Consider the following 20,315-nt stretch of genomic DNA (forward strand, 5'->3'; position numbering starts at 1 on the left):
CGAGTTGCGTCGATTGGTGCGTCGATAAATGAGGAGGGCCGGTGGAAACAGATCTCACCGCTGCCTATGACCGGTGCCGTGAGCTGCACAAACGCCATGGGCGCACCTACTATCTCGCTACCCGGCTGCTCCCCGCTTGGAAACGACGGCATGTACACGCCCTCTACGGGTTCACCCGCTACGCGGACGAGATCGTCGATCGCACCGAGGAGCTGCCGCCGGTCCAGCGGGCCGCCCGACTGAACGACTGGGCCAGCAAGTTCGTGGCCGGTCTGCACGGCGCGCCCGTCGACGACCCCCTGTTGCCGGCCGTGCTGCACACGATCGCCGTCTTCGATCTCGACAGAGACGACTTCGCGTTGTTTCTGAAGAGCATGGCGATGGACCTGACCGTCACCGCGTACCCGACCTACGACCACCTGCTCGACTACATGGAGGGCTCGGCGGCGGTCATCGGCACCATGATGCTGCCGATCCTGGGCAGCTCCGACCCGGCGGCGGCCCGGGAGCCGGCCCGGCAACTCGGCTTCGCCTTCCAGCTCACCAACTTCATAAGGGACGTCGCCGAGGACCTCGACCGGGGCCGCACCTACCTGCCGGACGAGGACCTGGCGAAGTTCGGGGTCACCCGGGAGGACCTTCTCGAGGCCCGTGCCCGGGGTCGCGGTGCGCCCCGACTCCGCGAGCTGATCGAGTACGAGGTGACCCGCGCCCAGGCGCACTACGCCGCCGCCGCACCGGGGATCACCATGCTGGCGCCCGCTTCGCAGGCCTGCATGCGCACCGCGTACGCGCTCTACGGCGGCATCCTCGACGAGGTGGCCGCGCAGGATTACGACGTCTTCGTCCGGCGGGCCCTGGTGCCGCAGCGGCGACGGCTGGCGGTGGCCGCGCGCGCCCTGCTCAGCTCGACCGGTACGCCGGTCGTCATCCCCGGGCCGACGGTCCACCCCCCGGAGGATCGGTGACCGGGAGCACAGCGGTCGTGCTGCTCACCCGCGACCTGCGGGTGCACGACCACCCGGCGCTGGCCACCAGCTGTGCCGCCTTCGACCGGGTGGTGCCGCTGTACGTGCTCGACCCGGCCCTGGCCGAGCTGTCGGCCAACCGCACCCGGTTCCTGCACCAGGCCCTCGCCGAGCTGCGCGCCGAACTGCGCGAACGCGGCGGTGACCTGGTGGTGCGGCACGGCGACCCGGTGGCCGAGACGATCCGGTTGGCCGGCGAGGTCGACGCCACAGGTGTCGCCCTCTCCGCCGACGTCAGCCACTACGCCCGCCGCCGGGAGCGGCGACTGCGGGCCGAGTGCGAGCGGCACCGACTGCACCTGCGACTCTTTCCCGGACTGACGGTGGTCGAGCCCGGCACGTTACGTCCCGGTGGCGGTGGTGACCACTACCGGGTGTTCAGCCCGTACCACCGGGCCTGGGCGGCCCACCGGTGGCGCGAGGAGCTGGCCGCGCCGGACCGGATCGCGCTGCCCGACGGCGTCCGGGTGGGTCGGCTGCCGACGCTGCCGGCCGGCGACTCGCCCGACGCGGCCGTCGGCGGCGAGCGGACGGCCCGGCAGCGACTCACCGACTGGCTGCCCGACCTGCCCCGGTACGACGATCAGCACGACGACATGGCCGGCGACGACACCTCCCGGCTCAGCCCGTACCTGCGCTTCGGCTGCCTGTCGCCGCTGGCGGTGGCCAACCGCGCCGGCGACCGGTCCGGCCCGTTCGTTCGGCAGCTCTGCTGGCGGGACTTCTACTACCAGGTCACCGCCGCCTTCCCGGACATCTCGACCGCGGCGTACCGGCGGGATGCCACCGAGCGGTGGCGTTACGACGACGACGCGCTGTCGGCCTGGGCGGCGGGGCGGACCGGGGTGCCGATCGTGGACGCCGGGATGCGGCAACTGCGGGCGCAGGGTTGGATGCACAACCGGGCCCGGCTGATCACCGCCGGTCACCTGACCAAGCACCTCGGGCAGGACTGGCGGTCCGGGGTGGCGGTGTTCTTCCGCTGGCTGCTGGACGGGGACGTGGCGAACAACTCCGGCAACTGGCAGTGGGTCGCCGGCACCGGCAACGACACGAAGCCCTACCGGGGGTTCAACCCGGTGCGGCAGGCCGAACGGTACGACCCGGACGGCGAGTACGTGCGCCGGTGGGTGCCGGAGCTGGCGGGGGTGCGGGGCAAGGCCGTACACCAACCGTGGCGACTGCCCGACCAGCTCGGGGCCGCGCTCGACTATCCACCGCCGCTCTCGGTCCCCGGCGCCGACCCGGTCTGGCTGCGCTGACGGGCGGGTCAGAGCACCGAGTGCAGCGCCTCGACCAGCTCGTCGACCCGGTCGTGTTCGGCGAGTCGGGCGGTGGTGTACGCGAAGGCGTAGCCGCGCTCCGGGTCCGCCCAGGCGCTGCTGCCGCCGATGCCGCCCATGCCCCAGCTGCCGTCCGGCTCCCGTTGCATGCCCAGCGTCCACTGGACCGGGCGGTCCAGCAGCAGGTCCGGTCCGTCGTACTGGACCGCTGTCGCCTCCGCCAACAGTTCGGGGCTGAACAGCCGGACGCCGTCCAGGACACCACCGGCCAGCAGGCCCGCGTAGAGCCGGGCCAGGCTCGACGCGGTGGCGTGCAGGTTGACCGCGGGCATCTCGGCGCCGCGCCACAGCGGGCTGTTGACGACGGCCAGGTCCAGCCCGCCGGCCGGGTTGCCCAGCGCCCGCGCCCGCAGTGAGCCCGGTTCACCGAGCTTGCGATCCGGCCACCGCGGGTCGCCGTACCGCAGGTCCGCGCAGCGCTGCTGGGCCGCCTCGGCCAGCCCGAAACCGAGGTCGAGCTGCCATCCGGCGCTGATCTCCTCGGCCAGGAAGCGACCCACCGACCGTCCGTCCACCCGGCGGACCAGTTCACCCACCAGATGCCCGTACGTCCAGGCGTGCTCCGCGGCGACCGAGCCCGGTGACCACTCGGGTTCCGCACCGGCCAGGTCACCGGCGAGCAGCGCCCAGTCGGCGACCGCGGTGGCCGGCCGGGGCACCGGGAAGGCGGGCAGCCCGGCGGTGTGCGACAACACCTGACGCACGGTGGCCGGGGTGCGGAACTGCGGCCAGTACCGGTCCACGGGCGCGTCGAGGTCGACAGCTCCCCGGTCGACGAGCAGCAACAGGCAGAGCGCGGCCACCGGTTTGCCGACCGAGTAGACGTTCACCAGCGTGTCCGGCAGCCAGTCCGCGCCGCCAGGGCCGTCGCCGGTCCGGGAACCGCCGACCAGGTCCACGACCGGCTGCCCGTCGTACCAGATGGTCAGGCTGGCACCGGTCTCCCGGCCGGCGGCGAACAGGTCGTGGAAGCAGTCCCGGACCGGGGCGAAGCGTGCGTGCATTCGGCCACGGTAAGCGCCCGGGCCGGTGAGCGCGGCGACTTTTCCACCGACCCCGGTTATCGGGGCCGGGCGACTGGGGGATGCTGTTGCAGTGGCAGAGCCGGAGCTGGTGGATGTGGTCGTGGTGGGGCTCGGGGTCGGCGGCGAGGAGGTGGCCGAACGGCTTGCCGAGGCCGGCCTGAGCGTCGTCGGTGTCGAACGGGACCTGGTCGGTGGGGAGTGTCCCTACTGGGGTTGCATCCCGAGCAAGATGATGATCAGGGCGGCCAACGCCCTCGCCGAGGCCCGCCGGGTCGACGGGCTCGCCGGGACGGCGCAGGTCCAGCCGGACTGGGCGCCGGTGGCGAAGCGGATCCGCGAGGAAGCCACCGACACCTGGGACGACACGGTCGCGGCGGATCGGTTCATCGGTAAGGGCGGCCGGCTGGTGCGGGGCAGCGGTCGACTCGACGGTCCGCGCCGGGTTCGGGTCGGTGACCAGGTGTTCGAGGCTCGGCACGGGGTGGTGCTGGGCACCGGAACCCGTCCGTCGGTGCCGCCGATCGACGGCCTGGCGGACACCCCGTACTGGACCAACCACCAGGCCATCGAGGTCGAGGAGCTGCCGGAGTCACTGCTCGTGCTCGGCGGTGGCGCGATCGGTCTGGAGTTGGCGCAGGTGTTCGCCCGTTTCGGGGTCCAGGTCACCGTGCTGGAGGCACTGGACCGGGTACTGGCCGTCGAGGAACCGGAGGCCTCCGAGGTCGCCGCCGCCGCGCTGCGCGCCGACGGCGTGGAGATCCACACCGGGGTACGCGCCGAGCGCGTCGACCACGACGGCAGCCGGTTCACAGTGCGCGGCGGTGGCGCGGAGTTCACCGCCGAGCGGCTGTTGGTGGTGACCGGGCGTAAGGCGCACCTGGCCGAGTTGGGTCTGGACACGATCGGGCTGGACGGCAGCCAGCGGTACCTGCCGGTGGACGATCGTCTGCACGTCACCGAGCACCTCTGGGCGGTCGGGGACCTGACCGGTGAGGGCGCCTTCACCCACATCGCCATGTACCAGGCGGGGATCGTGATCGCGGACATCCTGGCCCGCGCCCGGCAGGCGAAGGCCGGGGCGGACGCCAGCGGTACCGCCAGTGTGGTCGGCGGAGCGATGGGCGCGTCCAGCGCGCTGGCCGCCAGCGGGTCGAGCGGGTCGGCCGGCACCGTCCCGCGCGCCGACTACCGCGCGCTGCCCCGGGTGACCTTCACCGATCCCGAGGTCGGCGCGGTCGGCCTCACCGAGCAGCAGGCCCGCGAGCGCGGCATCAACGTGCAGGTTGGTTTCACCAAGCTGAGCGGCTCGACCCGGGGCTGGATCCACCGGGTCGGCGACGAGGGCTTCATCAAGGTCGTCGCGGACGCCGACCAGGGCGTGCTGATCGGCGCGACCTCGGTCGGCCCGGCCGGCGGCGAGGTGCTCTCCGCGCTGGTGGTGGCGGTGCACGCGGCGGTGCCGCTGAGTCAGCTCCGGCACATGATCTACGCGTACCCGACCTTCCACCGGGCCATCGGCGACGCCCTGCGCGACCTGTCCTGACCGGCCGGCTCGCGCGCCCGCCGCCGGCCGGGCTGTCGGTCCTTTACGCAACTGGACGGCAAACGCAGGGCATTCGGCTGTTCATTTCTTTCATCAACGTGACGTACGATTGCGGCCGTGACCAAGCGGTTGACTGAAGTCGCCAAGAAGGCGGGCGTCAGCGAGGCCACCGTCAGCCGGGTGCTCAACGGCCGTGACGGAGTCTCCGAGGCGACCCGGACCGCCGTGCTGACCGCGCTGGACGTGCTCGGTTACGAACGGCCGACCAAGCTGCGGGGCGAGCGCGCCCGGCTGGTCGGGCTGGTGCTGCCGGAGTTGCAGAACCCGATCTTCCCGGCGCTGGCCGAGGTCGTCACCGGGACCCTCGCCCAACGCGGCTACACCCCGGCGCTCTGCGCCCGGACCATCGGCGGGGTGTCCGAGATGGACTACGTGGAGATGCTCCTCGACCACCAGGTCTCCGGGGTGATCTTCGCCGGCGGTTCGTACGCGCTCGCCGACGCCCGGCACGACCACTACCGTCGGCTGACCGACCGGGGGCTTCCGGTGGTGCTTGTCAACGCGGGCGTGGACGAGTTGGGTTTCCCCCGCGTCTCCACCGACGACGCGGTGGCGGTGGAGCAGGCGTACGGGCACCTGCGTTCGCTCGGGCACGAACGGATCGGGATGGTGCTCGGCCCGGAGGGGCACGTGCCGTCCCGACGCAAGCTGGACGCGATGATCCGGGCCGCGGGTTGGGGTGCGGGCGACGCCGAGTGCGTCGAGCGCTCCAGCTTCTCCATGGAGGGAGCGCGGGTCGCCGCGACGAAGCTTCTCGAACGCGGCGTCACCGGGATCATCTGCGCCAGCGACGTGCTGGCGTTGGGCACGATCCGCGCGGCCCGGCGGCTCGGTCGCTCGGTGCCGACCGACGTGTCGGTGGTGGGCTTCGACGACTCGGCGTTCATGACCTGCACCGACCCGCCGTTGACGACGGTGCGGCAGCCCATCGAGACGATGGGGCAGGCCGCCGTGGATCTGCTCGTCACCCAGATCGAGGGTGCCGGCGTGTTGCAGGACGAGCTGCTGTTCGAGCCCGAGCTGGTGGTGCGGGGGTCCACCGCTCCCGCCCCCGGGCGCTGACCGGCCGCTGCCCGACCTTCGGCGGCGAGCGCCGCCAACCGCCCCTGAGACGACGCCTCGGCCGTCGACCGCCTCGCGCGGTCGGCGGCCTTCTCGTTGTTGTCCGGCCCGGCGGCATCGACAGTGCCAAATGAAGCGCCATAAGTGGACAAGCTTCAACATATCCGGCTTCTTTCACGCCGTTGCCAACATCTGTCGTCATCGCGTCGTGTCCTTTCGGAATGAGGTCGATACCTTGCCGAAATGAGTCGGCGTAGTTACAGTGACTCCACTCACACCTGGCTCCGACGCAGCTACTGGGCGTCAGGTCGCATCACCGCAGATCAGCGAAGGTCATTGGAGACACCCGTTCCCGAAGGGATGGACAGATGTCCGTACCGCAATATCGAAAGGCTGCGGCGGTCGCGCTCGTGGCCGGCCTGGGGCTCAGCCTCACGGCCTGCTCCACGAAGAGCGACGACAAGGGCACCAACGCCGGCGGCAAGGTCACCATCACGGTCGACTGCCAGCCGGTCGGTGCCCAGAAGGAGCTGCTGAAGAACTGGAACGACGACGTCGCCGAGTTCCAGCGGCTCAACCCGGACATCGTCATCAAGAGCGTGAGCGTCGGCGAGCAGTGCAACAACCCGCCGGACTTCACCGCCCGCCTCGCCGGTGGCACCGTGACCGACGTGTTCTACGGCTACATGACCGACCTTCAGCAGGTGCTCGACTCCGGCCAGGCGATGGACATCACCCAGTACGCCAACAAGGACGCGATCTCCACCTGGGACAGCGTGGACCCGGTGCTCAAGGAGGTCTTCACCGACAACGGCAAGCTCTACGCCGTCCCGGTGAAGAACTACTCGATGGGTCTGGTCTACAACAAGGTGCTGTTCCAGCAGGCCGGGCTCGACGTGAACAACCCGCCCAAGACCTGGGCCGACGTACGGGCCGCCGCCAAGAAGATCTCCGCCCTCGGCAACGGCATCGCCGGCTACTCCGAGTACAGCGCCGGCAACACCGGCGGCTGGCACTTCACCTCGCTGCTCTACTCGCAGGGTGGCCAGGTGCTCACCGCCGACGGCAAGAAGGCCGACTTCAACAACGCCATGGGCAAGCAGGTCCTGCAGAACCTCAAGGACATGCGGTACGGCGACAACAGCATGGGCTCCCGCCAGCTGCTCCAGTGGGGTGACCTGCTGACGAACGCCGGCGCCAACAAGGTCGGCATGTTCATCGGCGCGCCGGACGCCACCCAGGCGATCGTCAGCCAGTTCCAGGGCAAGTTCCAGGACTGGGCGATGAGCCCGCTGCCCGGCCAGGACGGTCCGGCGAAGGGCACGCTCGGCGGCGGCGAGGGCTACTTCTTCAAGAAGGACCTCACCCCAGAGCAGGTCAAGGCCGGCCTCAAGTGGATCGCCTACCAGAAGCTGACCCCGGGCAAGGGCCAGTTCGACTACGTCCGCGCCAAGCCGCAGAACTACCCGGTGGGTTTGCCCCAGCCGCTGCTCTTCGCCAACGGCAGCGACGCGCAGAAGCAGGAGCTGGAGCTGCGCAAGGCCAACGCGAACCTCGACACCGCGAACTTCGCGCTCTTCGAGGCGACCCCGGTGCCGATCAAGGGTGAGCCGCGCAACGCCCAGGCCGTCTACGCGGTGCTCGACGCGGCGATGTCCGGCGTGCTGACCAACCCGAACTCGAACATCGACGCGTTGCTCAAGACCGCCGAGGAGAAGGTCAACCAGCTCCTCGCCGCCGAGAGCTGACCGATCGTGTGGGGGCCGGGACGCCGACCCGGCCCCCACGCCAACCGCACCGCATCTCGACGTCGCCGACCCACCAGGAGTTGCCTTGACGACCATCCTCGTCCCGGAGACCCCCAGGAAACCGGGCCGCTCGCCGTCGCCGTACGCCGCGAGGACGCAGCGTACGAGCCTCGGGCGCAAAGTACGGGACAACCTGACCGGTCACGCGTTCCTGATCGGGGCGGTGCTCTGCTTCGTCGTCTTCTCCTGGTACCCGATGGTCCGTGGCATCGTGATGAGCTTCCAGCGCACCCGGCGCGGCGAGACCACCTGGGTGGGTTGGGACAACTACTCCCGCATCCTCGCCGACCCGAGCTTCTGGCCGGCCTGGCAGAACACGATCTACTTCACCCTGCTCGCGCTGGTCCTCGGATACGCGGTGCCGTTCTTCGTGGCGATCCTGCTGAACGAGTTCCGGCACGCCAAGGGGTACCTGCGGATCCTGGTCTACCTGCCGGTGATGCTGCCGCCGGCCTCGGCGCTCTACCTGTTCAAGTTCTACGCGTACGACCCCAGCGAGGCGGGTCTGTTCAACGCGATCCTGAAGGCGCTGCACCTGCCCACCTCGCAGTGGATGCAGTCGCCCGAGATGACGATGCCGGCGATGGTGCTGGCGTCGACCTGGATGAACATGGGCGGGGCGGTGCTGATCTACCTGGCCTCGTTGCAGAACATTCCGGGCGAACTCTACGAGGCGGCCGAGCTCGACGGCGCCGGGATCTGGAAGCGCATCCGGCACGTGACGATCCCGCAGACCAGGCTGATCCTCGCGCTCCTGGCGATGATCCAGATCGTCGCCACCATGCAGCTCTTCATCGAGCCGCTGATCCTCGCCAACGGCGCCGGCGCGGAGGACTCCGCGACCTCCGTGGCGTACCTCATCTACCAGCACGGCTTCTTCCAGAACGACCTCAACGGCGCTGCGGCGCTCGGCGTGATCATGCTCGTGGTGTTGGCCGGTTTCTCCGCCGCCTACCTGCGGCTGAGCGCGAAACAGGACTAGGACGGGCGAGACATGGCACAGGACTCCGGCACCCGGACCCTCATCTCTCACGCGCAGCTTCGCCGTGGGCGCGGCAGGTTCATCTACTGGGCGCTGCTCACCATCGTCGTCGTGGGCTTCACCCTCGTCTTCCTCGGGCCGCTCTACTGGATGGTCACCGGGGCCCTGAAGTCCGGTCAGGAGATCGCGCAGACCCCGCCCACGCTGTTCCCGAACGACCCGCAACCGCAGAACTACATCGACGCGTGGAACAACCTGGACCTCGCGAAGCTGCTGTTCAACACGTTCTACTACGCGGCCGGCGCGGTGCTGTTCCAACTCGTCCTCGACACCGCCGCCGCGTACTCGATGTCGAAGCTACGGCCGATCTTCGGCAACGTGATCCTCAGCCTGATGCTCGCCACGCTGATGATCCCGGCGATGGTGCTCATCGTCCCGCAGTACGTGACAGTGATCGACCTGCCGATCCTGCACATCAACCTGCTCGACTCGCCGTTCGCCATCTGGCTGCCGCTGGTCGCCAACGCGTTCAACATCTTCCTGCTGAAGCGGTTCTTCGACTCGATCCCCGAGGAGCTGATGGCGGCCGCCCTGATGGACGGGGCAACCGCGCTGCGCACGCTCTGGTCCATCATCCTGCCGCTGTCGCGCCCCATCCTCGGCGTGGTCTCGATCTTCGCCGTGACGGCGGTCTGGAAGGACTTCCTCTGGCCGAAGCTGGTCATGCCCTCGCCCGAGACCCGGACGGTGAGCGTCGGCATCTACGCCTTCGCCGGTGGCACCCCCATGAACGTGGTCATCGCCGCGTCGGTGATCGCCGCGATCCCGACCGTCATCATCTTCCTGATCTTCCAACGGAACATCATGTCCGGGCTGACCACCGGCAGCCTCAAGGGGTAGCCGCCAGCGCAACGTCCCGTGGCGAGCGACTGGCGTTCGCCCGACACACCTTCAGGTCCGGCGAACCCGCCGACGTACTGACCCAGAAAGCAGGTGCTCGTGTCCACAGCAGACAGCAGTCCGTGGTGGCGTGGAGCGGTGATCTACCAGGTGTATCCGCGTAGCTTCGCCGACGGCAACGGCGACGGCATCGGCGACATCGCCGGCATCCGGTCCCGGCTGAATCACCTGTCCGCGCTCGGCGTCGACGCGATCTGGTTCAGTCCGTGGTATCCCTCGCCGATGGCGGACGCCGGCTACGACGTGTCCGACTACCGCGACATCGATCCGGTCTTCGGCTCTCTCGTCGAGGCGGAGGCGCTGATCGCCGAGGCGCACGAGCTCGGCATCCGGACCATCGTCGACGTGGTGCCCAACCACTGCTCGGACGCGCACCCGTGGTTCCAGGCCGCGCTCGCCGGCGGGCCCGGCGCACCGGAGCGGGACCTGTTCTGGTTCCGTCCCGGCCGGGGCCCGAACGGCGACCAGCGGCCCACCGACTGGGTCGGCGAGTTCGGCGGCGAGACCTGGACCCGGACCACCAACCCGGACGGCACCCCCGGCGACTGGTACCTGCACCTCTTCGCCCCGCAGCAGCCGGACTTCAACTGGGACCACCCCCGGGTGCGGGCGGAGTTCGAGGACATCCTGCGGTTCTGGTTCGACCGGGGCGTGGACGGCATCCGGATCGACTCGGCCGGGCTGCTGGTCAAGGACGGGACGTTGCCCGAGGTGCAGCCCGACCAGCCGCACCCGTTCCACGATCTCGACGGAGTGCACGACATCTACCGGGGCTGGCGTCGGGTCGCCGACGAGTACCCCGACCGGGCGCTGATCGGCGAGGTGTGGCTGCCGGACCGGCAGCGGTTCGCCAACTACCTGCGCCCGGACGAGCTGCACGCCGCGTTCAACTTCGACTTCCTCGGCTGCGCGTGGGACGCCTCGGCGCTGCGGGAGAGCATCGACGGGACGCTGAGCGCGCACGCGCCGGTCAACGCGCCGGCCACCTGGGTGCTCTCGAACCACGACGTCACCCGGCACGTCACCCGCTACGGTCGGGCGGACACCCGGTTCAGCTTCGCCGCCAAGCGCGAGGGGATCCCCACGGACCTGGAGTTGGGCACCCGTCGGGCCCGCGCCGCCGCGCTGCTCTCGCTGTCGCTGCCCGGTGCCGCCTACGTCTACCAGGGCGAGGAGCTGGGCCTCTACGAGGTCGAGGACATCCCGTACGCGATGCGTCAGGACCCGATGTGGGAACGGTCCGGCCGGATCGACCCCGGTCGGGACGGCTGCCGGGTACCGCTGCCCTGGGCCGGGGACGAGCCGCCGTTCGAGTTCAGTCCCGAGGGCGCCGCCGCGCCCTGGCTGCCACAGCCAGCCGACTGGAAGGACCGGACGGCCAGCACGCAGACCGGCGACTCGGCCTCGATGCTGGAGCTGTACCGGGCGGCGATCCAGGTCCGGCGGGCCGACCCGGCGCTCGGCGACGGCGAGTTGACCTGGCTGCCCGCCCCGGACGGGGTGCTCGCGTTCAGCCGCGGCGGTGGCTTCAGCTGCCTGGTCAACCTCTCCGCCGTACCGGTGCCGATGCCAGCTCAGGGGGAGTTGCTGCTGGCCAGCGGGCCGCTCGACGACGGGTTGCTGCCGTCCGACACCGCGGTCTGGCTTCGTACCACCGAATCGGCGGACGGGCCGCGCGCGGCGGACGGACCCGGCCTGACCTGACTCTGCTCGCCGTGGTGCCGGCGGCCCGTCCCGGCCGCCGGCCCCACACCACCAAGAAGGGAGAACCGAGGGGGGACGCGCGACACCGCACCGACACGGGGGGACCTGGCCTGCCTGACGAAAGGGAGAGCGCAGCTCATGGCCAACCACACCACCGGCACCCCGCACCACCTTCGACACCCGACCCGGGCACTGTTGGCCGCCATCGCCGCCACAGTGCTCGCGGCGACGACACTGACCGCCCTCGCGGTCACCGGCAACGCCACCCCTGCGGCGGCGGCCGGCCTGTCCCCCTTCGACATCCCCGGCCGGGGAGCGACAGTCCCGTTCGTGGAGCACGAGGCGGAGAAGACCGCCCACAACGGCACGAAGATCGGCCCGGACCGGCGCTACGGCACCCTGCCGTCCGAGGCGTCCGGCCGGGAGGCGGTCACCCTCGACGCCGTCGGCGAGTACGTCGAGTTCACCCTCACCGCCCCGGCCAACGCGGTCACCTTCCGGTACAGCCTGCCGGACAGCCCGGCCGGTACCGGCCGGGACGCCGCCATCGACCTGCGAGCCAACGGAAACCTGCTGAAGTCGGTACCGGTGACGTCGAGGTACGGCTGGTACTACGGCGGTTACCCGTTCAACAACAACCCGGGCGACACCAACCCGCACCACTTCTTCGACGAGACCCGGGCGTTGTTCGGCAGCACCCAGCCGGCCGGTACGAAGATCCGGTTGCAGGTCTCCTCGACCGCCCAGTCGCCCACCTTCACCATCGATCTGGCCGACTTCGAGCTGGTCGCACCGATCGCCAAGCCCTCCGGTGTCATCGACGTGGTCACCGACTTCGGCGCCGACCCGACCGGCGCGACCGACTCGACGGCGAAGTTCCAGGCGGCGATCGACGCCGGCAAGGCCCAGGGCCGAGCGGTCTGGATTCCGACCGGCACGTTCACCCTCTGGGACCACGTGGTGGTCGACGGGGTGACAGTGCGCGGCGCCGGGCCCTGGTACTCGGTGCTCGGTGGCCGGCACCCCACCGAGCGGAACAGGTCCGTCGGCATCTACGGCAAGTACGTCCCCGGTGGGGGTTACACCGGCCCGGTCCGGGCGCACGAGGCGAACGGGCCGAGCCGCAACGTCACCCTGCGGGACTTCGCCATCATCGGCGACATCCGCGAGCGGGTCGACGACGACCAGGTCAACGCGCTGGGCGGCGCGATGACCAACTCGGTGGTCGACAACCTGTGGCTGGAGAACACCAAGGTCGGGGCGTGGATGGACGGCCCGATGGACAACTTCACCATCCGCAACAGCCGGATTCTGGACCAGACCGCGGACGGGGTGAACTTCCACACCGGGGTGACCAACTCGACGGTGACCAACACCTTCGTCCGCAACACCGGTGACGACGCGTTGGCGATGTGGGCGCAGAACGTCCCGAACGTCAACAACTCGTTCACCCACAACACCATCGGGGTGACCCTGCTGGCGAACCACCTGGTCAGCTACGGCGGTCGGGACATCAAGATCACCGACAACGTGACCGCCGACTCGCTCACCAACGGCGGTGGCATCCACGTCGCGAACCGCTACCCCGGTGTGCAGGGCGCCACCGGGGTCCAGGGCACCTGGACGATCGCCCGGAACACCCTGATCCGCAACGGCAACTCGGACTACAACTGGAACTTCGGCGTCGGCGCGATCTGGTTCTCCGCGCTGAACGAGGCGTTCCAGAACCCCACCATCAACATCACCGACACCGACATCCTGGACAGCTCCTACGCGGCGCTGCACTGGATCGAGGGTCAGACCAACGGGATCAACCTCAACAACGTCCGGATCGACGGCGCCGGCACGTACGCGCTCCAGGTGCAGGCGAACAGCCAGGTGTCGTTCACCAACGTGCGGGCCACGAACATCGCGCAGAGCAACCCGATGCACAACTGCGTCGGTGCCGGCTTCCAGATCACCCAGGGCTCCGGTAACTCCGGCTGGTACACCCCGACCCCGTACTGCGGCCCGTGGCCGAACCCGCAGTGGGGCGGCGGGCCCACCTCGCCGCCGCCGACCACCCCGCCGCCCACCACGCCGCCGCCGACCACGCCGCCTCCCACCAGCGGAAATCTGGCGCTGGGCCGTCGACGACCGCGACCAGCACCAACCAGAGCTACACGGCGGCGAACGTCGTGGACGGCAACGCGGCCAGCTACTGGGAGAGCGCCAACAACGCGTTCCCGCAGTCGGTCACCATCGACCTGGGCGCGTCCCGATCCGTCGACCGGGTGGTGCTGAAGCTGCCCAGCGGTTGGGAGCAACGCACCCAGACGTTGTCGGTGCTCGGCTCCACCGACGGTTCGTCGTACAGCACCCTGGCGTCGTCCGCCGGTCGGGTCTTCGCCCCCGGCACGGGCAACGCGGTGTCGATCGGGCTGCCCTCCGGTGACCGCCGCTACCTCCGGGTCACCGTCACCGGCAACACCGGCTGGCCGGCCGCGCAGCTCTCCGAGGTCGAGGTGTACGGCGGCACGACGACCACGCCGCCCCCGACCACCCCACCGCCGACCACCCCGCCGCCGAGCGGCAACCTGGCGGCCGGGCGGTCCATCACCGAGACCAGCCACTCCGACGTGTACGCCGCCCCCAACGTGGTGGACGGCAACCCGAACACCTACTGGGAGAGCGCCAACAACGCCTTCCCGCAGTCGCTGACAGTGGACCTGGGCGCCGACCGCTCGGTGTCCCGGGTCGTGCTGAAGCTCCCACCGTCATCGGCCTGGCAGACGCGTACCCAGACGCTGGCGGTGCTCGGCTCCACCACCGGCTCGACCTTCACCACGCTCAAGGCGTCCGCCGGCTACACCTTCAATCCGGCCAGCGGCAACACGGTCACCGTGACCTTCACGGCGACCACCCAGCGGTACCTCCGGCTGACCGTCACCGGCAACAGCGGCTGGCCGGCCGGCCAGCTCAGCGAGTTCGAGGTCTATTCCAGCTAGCCCCCACCTGTCGCGGAACGGCGGGCGTACCCCTGCACCCGTCGCCGGGCAACGCACCCACACCCACCCCCGAAAGAGGTGTAGCGACCCCATGTCCAGGACCGGCACCAGACGAGGCACGCCGCCAACCGGCGCGCCCAGCACCGTCCCCCGCACCGCCCGCACGCGCCGTCGGATACTCGCCGGCGCGCTCGCCGGAATGCTTCTCGCCACCGCCCCGGTCGTCACCCCCGTGGCGAACGCGGCACCGGCGGCCGACCCGGTCGCGGCCGCCGCCCGGGTGGCCATGCTCGCCGGGCTCTCCGCCACCATGACCGCCAGCAGCTACAACCAGAACTACGTGGCGGGAAACGCCAACGACGGCAACGCGTCGACCTACTGGGAGAGCGCCAACAACGCGTTCCCGCAGTGGATCCAGGCGGACCTGGGCGCCACTGTCAACGTGGACCGGGTGGTGCTGAAGCTGCCACCCTCGTCGGACTGGCAGACCCGCACCCAGACGCTGTCGGTGCTCGGCTCCACCAACGGCTCGACGTTCAGCACCCTGAAGGCGTCCGCCGGCTACACCTTCAACCCGAGCAGTGGAAACACCGCGACGGTCAGCTTCACCGCCGCCAGCACCCGCTACGTACGCGTGCAGGTCACCGGCAACACCGGCTGGCCGGCGGCGCAGCTCTCCGAGGTCGAGGTGTACGGCGCCACCGGCAGCACCGACACCCAGGCCCCGAGCGTTCCCGGCAACCTGGCGTACACCCAGCCGGCCAGCGGGCAGATCCGGCTCACCTGGTCGGCGTCCACCGACAACGTCGGGGTGACCGGCTACGACGTCTACGCCAACGGCGCGCTGCGCGGCAGCGTCAACGGCTCGACGCTCACCTACACCGACAACCAGGCGGACAGCGCCACGGTGTCGTACTACGTCCGGGCCAAGGACGCGGCCGGCAACCAGTCGGCGAACAGCAACACAGTGACCCGGACCGGCACCGGCAACCCGCCCACCGGCAGCAACCTGGCGATCGGTAAGCCGATCACCGCCTCCGGGTTCGTGCACACGTTCGTGGCCACCAACGCCAACGACAACAACGTGGCCACCTACTGGGAGGGCAACGGCAACCCGAGCACGCTGACCGTGCAGCTCGGCGCGAACGCGACCCTCAGCCAGGTCGTGGTGAAGCTCAACCCGGACTCGTCGTGGGGCGCGCGTACCCAGAACATCACAGTGCTCGGCCGGGACCAGGGCTCGTCGAGCTTCACCACACTGGTCGGCGCGACGAACTACACCTTCAACCCGGGCAGCGGCAACACGGTGACCATCCCGGTCTCCGGCGCGGCGGCCGACGTACGGCTCTCGATCGCCTCGAACACCGGCGCACCGGCCGGGCAGGTGGCCGAGTTCCAGGTCTTCGGCACCCCCGCGCCGAACCCGGACCTGACCGTGACCGGCATGTCGTTCAGCCCGTCCGCACCGGTGGAGACCAGCACGATCACCCTCTCGGCCACCGTGCGCAACGCCGGCTCGGCGGCCTCCGGCGCCACCAACGTCAACTTCTACCTGGGCTCCACCCGGGTCGGCACCGCGTCGGTCGGTGGTCTCGCGGCCGGCGCCTCCACCACTGTCAGCGCCAGCATCGGCACCCGCGACTCGGGCAGCTACCCGCTCAGCGCGAAGGTCGACGAGTCGAACACCGTCGTCGAGCAGGACGACACCAACAACAGCTACACCAACCCCAGCCCGCTGGTGGTCGGCGCGGTCGCCAGCTCCGACCTGGTCGCCTCCGCTGTCGACTGGTCACCGGGCAACCCGCCGCCGGGCAGCACCGTCACCTTCTCCGTGTCGATCCGCAACGCCGGCAACCAGGCGTCCGCGTCCGGCGCGCACGGCATCACCCTGACCGTGCTCAACGAGTCCGGTACGGCGGTCCGTACCCTGACCGGCTCGTACTCCGGCGTGATCAACGCCGGCGCGACGGTCGGCCCGATCAACCTGGGCACCTGGACCGCCGCGAACGGCAAGTACACCGTCCGGGTGGTGCTCGCCGTGGACGGCAACGAGCTGCCGGTCAAGCAGACCAACAACACCAGTGACCGACCGCTCTTCGTGGGTCGCGGCGCGAACCTCGGCTACGACATGTACGAGGCCGAGGACGGCACGACCGGCGGCGGTGCCGGGCAGGTCGGCCCGAACCGGGAGATCGGCAACCTGGGCGGCGAGGCGTCCGGGCGTCGGGCGGTGACCCTGAACAGCACCGGCTCGTACGTCGAGTGGACCACCCGGGCGGCGACCAACACCCTGGTCACCCGCTTCTCCATCCCCGACTCGGCGGGCGGTGGGGGCATCGACTCGACGTTGAACATCTACGTCAACGGCGCCCTGCACAAGCCGATCAACCTGACCTCCAAGCACATCTGGTTGTACGGCGCGGAGGCCAGCCCGAGTGACTCGCCCAGCGCCGGCCCGCCTCGCCACCTGTACGACGAGGCGAACGTGATGCTGAACTCGACCATCCCGGCCGGCAGCAAGATCCGGTTGCAGAAGGACCCGGCCAACACCACCACGTACGCGATCGACTTCGTCAACCTGGAGCTGGTCGCGCCTCGGGCCAACCCGGACCCCTCGCGTTACCGGGTGCCCAGCGGCTTCAGCCACCAGGACGTGCAGAACGCGCTGGACGCGGTCCGGATGGACACCACCGGCAACCTGCTCGGCGTCTACCTGCCGGCCGGCACCTACGAGACCGCCCAGAAGCTCCAGGTGTACGGAAAACCGATCAGCGTGGTCGGCGCGGGCATGTGGTACACCCGCTTCCAGACGCCGACCAACCAGCAGAACACCGACGCGGGATTCCGGGTGGAGTCCTCGGCCAGCGGGTCGTCCTTCTCGCACCTGGCCTTCTTCGGCAACTACACCAACCGCATCGACGGGCCGGGCAAGGTCTGGGGTGAGCTGAAGGACGTCGACAACATGACGCTCGACAGCGTCTGGGTCGAGCACACCGTCTGCGCGTACTGGGGGGTGAGCGTCAGCGGGTTGACCATCCGCAACAGCCGCTTCCGGAACACCTTCGCCGACGGGGTGAACCTGACCAACGGCAGCACCAACAACCTGGTCACCAACACCGAGGGGCGGTCGAACGGGGATGACGCGTTCGCCCTCTTCTCGGCCACCGACCAGGGTGCGTCGGTCGGCAACAACGGCAACGTGTTCGAGAACCTCTCGGCCACGCTGACCTGGCGGGCGGCCGGGCTGGCGGTGTACGGCGGCTACAACAACATCTTCCGCAACCTCTACATCGCGGACATGTTGACGTACTCCGGCATCACCATCAGCTCGCTGGACTTCGGCTACCCGTTCATCGGGTTCGGGGCCAGCCCACCGACCCAGTTCCAGAACATCTCGCTGATCAGAGCGGGCGGGCACTTCTGGGGCTCCCAGACGTTCCCCGCGATCTGGGTCTTCTCCGCCTCGAAGGAGTTCCGCGGCATCCGGGTGTCCGACGTGGACATCGTCGATCCGACGTACACCGGGATCATGTTCCAGACCAAGTACACCGGATCGCAGCCGGAGAACCCGATCACCGACACGGTGTTCACCAACATCTCGATCAGCGGCGTCAAGAAGAGCGGTGACGCGTACGACGCGAAGTCGGGCTACGCGATCTGGGCCAACGAGCAGCCGGAACCCGGTCAGGGCCCGGCAGTCGGCTCGGTCACCTTCAACAACCTGCGGCTGACCAACAACTACCAGGACATCCGCAACACCACGACAACCTTCACCATCAACCGCAACTGAGTCACCCGGTAGCCGACGCCGTCGGGAGGTCCATCCCTCCCGGCGGCGTCGTGCCGTGCCGGCCCTCGCCCGCGGCGAACCGGGCCGCACCGGCCGCCGCGTCAGTGGCCAGCGAGTCCATCCCGTACGCCAGCTCGGTCGCCAGCGCCTCCGGCTCGGGTCGCCCCGCGCCGGCCAGCAGCGCCGCCCGGTCGTTGCGCAGGCAGGTCTGCGGATGCCGGGCGATCGCCGCCGCCAACTCCTCGGCCGCCGCCCGCGCCCGGCCGGCTGGCACCACCCGATTGACCAACCCCATCGTGTACGCCTCATCCGCCGGCACCGCGCGGCCGGTGAGGATCAGGTCCATCGCCCGGCTCTCGCCGATCAGCCGGGGTAGCCGAACGGTGCCACCGTCGATCAGCGGCACTCCCCACCGGCGGCAGAACACCCCGAGCGTCGCGTCGGATTCGGCGACCCGCAGGTCGCACCAGAGCGCCAGTTCGAGCCCACCGGCCACCGCGTACCCGGAGATCGCCGCGATCACCGGTTTGCTGAGCGCCATCCGGGTCGGACCCATCGGCCCGTCCCCCTCCGGCTCGATCCGGTTGCCGCTCGGCGTGCCGATCGCCTTGAGGTCCGCACCGGCGCAGAACGTGCCACCGGCACCCCAGAGCACGGCCACCGCCGCGCCGGGGTCGGCCTCGAAGGCCCGGAAGGCGTCCGCCAGCGCCCGGGCCGTCGGCCCGTCGACGGCGTTGCGAGCGGCCGGCCGATCCAGCACAACGGTGGTGACCGGCCCGGAACGCTCCACCCTCACGACCATCAGCACAGCATGCCCGCCCCGACCCGCCCACCGCACGTGCGCCGGCGGTGACAATTCGTCGCGCGAGACCGGTTTGCCACCTCATCCGCCGGGAAGTCGGTACCCGTGCGAGCACTCATGACGAAAGTTGAGCAGGACTCCCGGCTGGATCGGGCGGGTGACCGGCTGCAGCGCGTGGTCCTGGGCACGCTGCGCCCACGGCGGCTGCGCGACCTGCTGCACGGGGTGACCCTCGGGCATCCCCTCCACCCGGCGATGGTGCAGGTGCCGGTCGGCGCGTGGATCAGCGCCGCGGTGCTGGACCTGATGCCCGGTCAACGGAGGCCGGCGACCGTGCTGGTCGGCCTCGGCACCGTCAGCGCCGTGCCGGCGGCGGTCGCCGGGCTGAACGACTGGGCCGCGCTAGCCCGGGACCAACGCCGGGTCGGCCTGGTGCACGCCGCCGCGAACACCGTCGGCCTGACGCTCTACGCCGGCTCGCTGGCCGCACGGCTGTCCGGTCGGAACGGGATGGGCCGTGCCCTCGGTTTCCTCGGGCTCTCCGCGGTGAGCGTCGGCGCCTACATCGGGGGTCACCTCGCGTACAAGCAGGGGGCGCAGGTCAACCAGAGCATCTCCGAGCTGCACCGGATGACCGACGGCTGGCATTCGTTGGGCGACATGGCGACGTTGCCGCAACGCACCCTGATCACCCGAGAGGTGGACGACGACATCTCGGTGATCCTCTACCGGCACGGTGACGAGGTGACCGTGATGTTGGAGCGTTGCCCGCACCAGAGCGGGCCGCTCGGCGAGGGCGAGGTGCAGGAGATCGACGGTCACGCCTGCGTGGTCTGCCCGTGGCACGGCAGCGCGTTCCGGCTCAACGGCGGCGAGGTCGTGCAGGGGCCGTCCGGCAACGACCAGCAGATCCTGCCGACCCGGATCGAGAACGGCGTGCTCCAGACCCGCCTGCCCTGAGCAGCGGGGTGCCGATCGTCAGTGTCGGGGCAGCCGTGCCGCGACCAGGGTCCTGCTCTCGACACGTATACCTGTGAGTCATATTTATGACTCACAGGTATATCGCTGTCAGGACGAGCTACGCCGGTGCCGACCCACCGGCGGCCCGTCCGGTACCCCGTCGAGCCCGTGTCCGCCCCAGCCCGACGGGTCAGCGGGCGTGGCCGCATCGCCGGAAGGGGTCATCCCGCCGGGAACAGCCAGCCCGCCGGGAGAGGTGAT

At 70.1% G+C, this 20,315-nt stretch carries 14 protein-coding genes; 12 read left to right on the forward strand and 2 right to left on the reverse strand.

What is annotated here, in order from left to right; translation table 11 throughout:
• The first annotated feature begins 41 nt into the window (after nucleotides 1–41).
• A complete protein-coding gene (locus tag JM949_RS01160) occupies nucleotides 42–968 on the forward strand; it encodes a phytoene/squalene synthase family protein (protein WP_203146596.1) in 927 nt (308 codons plus the stop codon).
• A complete protein-coding gene (locus JM949_RS01165) occupies nucleotides 965–2,290 on the forward strand; it encodes a cryptochrome/photolyase family protein (protein WP_203146597.1) in 1,326 nt (441 codons plus the stop codon). Before JM949_RS01160 ends, JM949_RS01165 begins: the two co-directional genes overlap by 4 nt.
• Before the next feature lie 8 nt (nucleotides 2,291–2,298).
• Here JM949_RS01165 and JM949_RS01170 read toward each other — a convergent pair whose 3' ends face one another.
• Nucleotides 2,299–3,375 carry a serine hydrolase domain-containing protein gene (locus JM949_RS01170; protein WP_203146598.1) on the reverse strand — a complete coding sequence of 359 codons (1,077 nt, stop codon included), beginning with the start codon at nucleotides 3,373–3,375 and terminating at the stop codon, nucleotides 2,299–2,301.
• 91 nt (nucleotides 3,376–3,466) lie between these two features.
• On the opposite strand from JM949_RS01170, the gene JM949_RS01175 reads away from it, so the two are divergent.
• From JM949_RS01175 to JM949_RS01210, 9 genes are all read left to right on the forward strand, one after another.
• Nucleotides 3,467–4,939, forward strand: a complete 1,473-nt coding sequence (locus JM949_RS01175; protein WP_203146599.1) for a dihydrolipoyl dehydrogenase family protein — start codon at nucleotides 3,467–3,469, stop codon at nucleotides 4,937–4,939.
• Nucleotides 4,940–5,056: 117 nt separating this feature from the next.
• Entirely contained in the window at nucleotides 5,057–6,061 is a 1,005-nt protein-coding gene (locus JM949_RS01180) for a LacI family DNA-binding transcriptional regulator (RefSeq protein ID WP_203146600.1), read from the forward strand.
• A 368-nt stretch (nucleotides 6,062–6,429) separates the two neighbouring features.
• Entirely contained in the window at nucleotides 6,430–7,809 is a 1,380-nt protein-coding gene (locus JM949_RS01185) for an ABC transporter substrate-binding protein (protein WP_203146601.1), read from the forward strand.
• 85 nt (nucleotides 7,810–7,894) lie between these two features.
• Nucleotides 7,895–8,851, forward strand: a complete 957-nt coding sequence (locus JM949_RS01190) for a carbohydrate ABC transporter permease (RefSeq protein ID WP_203146602.1) — start codon at nucleotides 7,895–7,897, stop codon at nucleotides 8,849–8,851.
• Nucleotides 8,852–8,863: 12 nt separating this feature from the next.
• Nucleotides 8,864–9,751: a carbohydrate ABC transporter permease gene (locus JM949_RS01195; protein ID WP_203146603.1), complete on the forward strand. Its 888-nt coding sequence runs from the start codon at nucleotides 8,864–8,866 to the stop codon at nucleotides 9,749–9,751.
• A 99-nt stretch (nucleotides 9,752–9,850) separates the two neighbouring features.
• Nucleotides 9,851–11,515 carry a glycoside hydrolase family 13 protein gene (locus tag JM949_RS01200; RefSeq protein ID WP_203146604.1) on the forward strand — a complete coding sequence of 555 codons (1,665 nt, stop codon included), beginning with the start codon at nucleotides 9,851–9,853 and terminating at the stop codon, nucleotides 11,513–11,515.
• 138 nt (nucleotides 11,516–11,653) lie between these two features.
• Nucleotides 11,654–13,798 carry a glycosyl hydrolase family 28-related protein gene (locus tag JM949_RS01205; RefSeq protein WP_238432352.1) on the forward strand — a complete coding sequence of 715 codons (2,145 nt, stop codon included), beginning with the start codon at nucleotides 11,654–11,656 and terminating at the stop codon, nucleotides 13,796–13,798.
• Nucleotides 13,693–14,502, forward strand: a complete 810-nt coding sequence (locus tag JM949_RS40135) for a discoidin domain-containing protein (RefSeq protein WP_456320228.1) — start codon at nucleotides 13,693–13,695, stop codon at nucleotides 14,500–14,502. Before JM949_RS01205 ends, JM949_RS40135 begins: the two co-directional genes overlap by 106 nt.
• Before the next feature lie 91 nt (nucleotides 14,503–14,593).
• Nucleotides 14,594–18,292 carry a discoidin domain-containing protein gene (locus tag JM949_RS01210; RefSeq protein WP_203146605.1) on the forward strand — a complete coding sequence of 1,233 codons (3,699 nt, stop codon included), beginning with the start codon at nucleotides 14,594–14,596 and terminating at the stop codon, nucleotides 18,290–18,292.
• A 1-nt stretch (nucleotide 18,293) separates the two neighbouring features.
• Here JM949_RS01210 and JM949_RS01215 read toward each other — a convergent pair whose 3' ends face one another.
• Complete coding sequence (locus tag JM949_RS01215) at nucleotides 18,294–19,094, reverse strand: crotonase/enoyl-CoA hydratase family protein (protein ID WP_203146606.1); 801 nt, start codon at nucleotides 19,092–19,094, stop codon at nucleotides 18,294–18,296.
• A 117-nt stretch (nucleotides 19,095–19,211) separates the two neighbouring features.
• Between JM949_RS01215 and JM949_RS01220 the strand changes: the two genes are divergently transcribed.
• Nucleotides 19,212–20,054 carry a DUF2231 domain-containing protein gene (locus JM949_RS01220; protein ID WP_238432353.1) on the forward strand — a complete coding sequence of 281 codons (843 nt, stop codon included), beginning with the start codon at nucleotides 19,212–19,214 and terminating at the stop codon, nucleotides 20,052–20,054.
• Nucleotides 20,055–20,315: the final 261 nt, after the last annotated feature.

It is taken from the genome of Micromonospora tarensis (genome assembly GCF_016803395.1).
GTDB classification, from domain to species: Bacteria; Actinomycetota; Actinomycetes; order Mycobacteriales; family Micromonosporaceae; genus Micromonospora; species Micromonospora tarensis.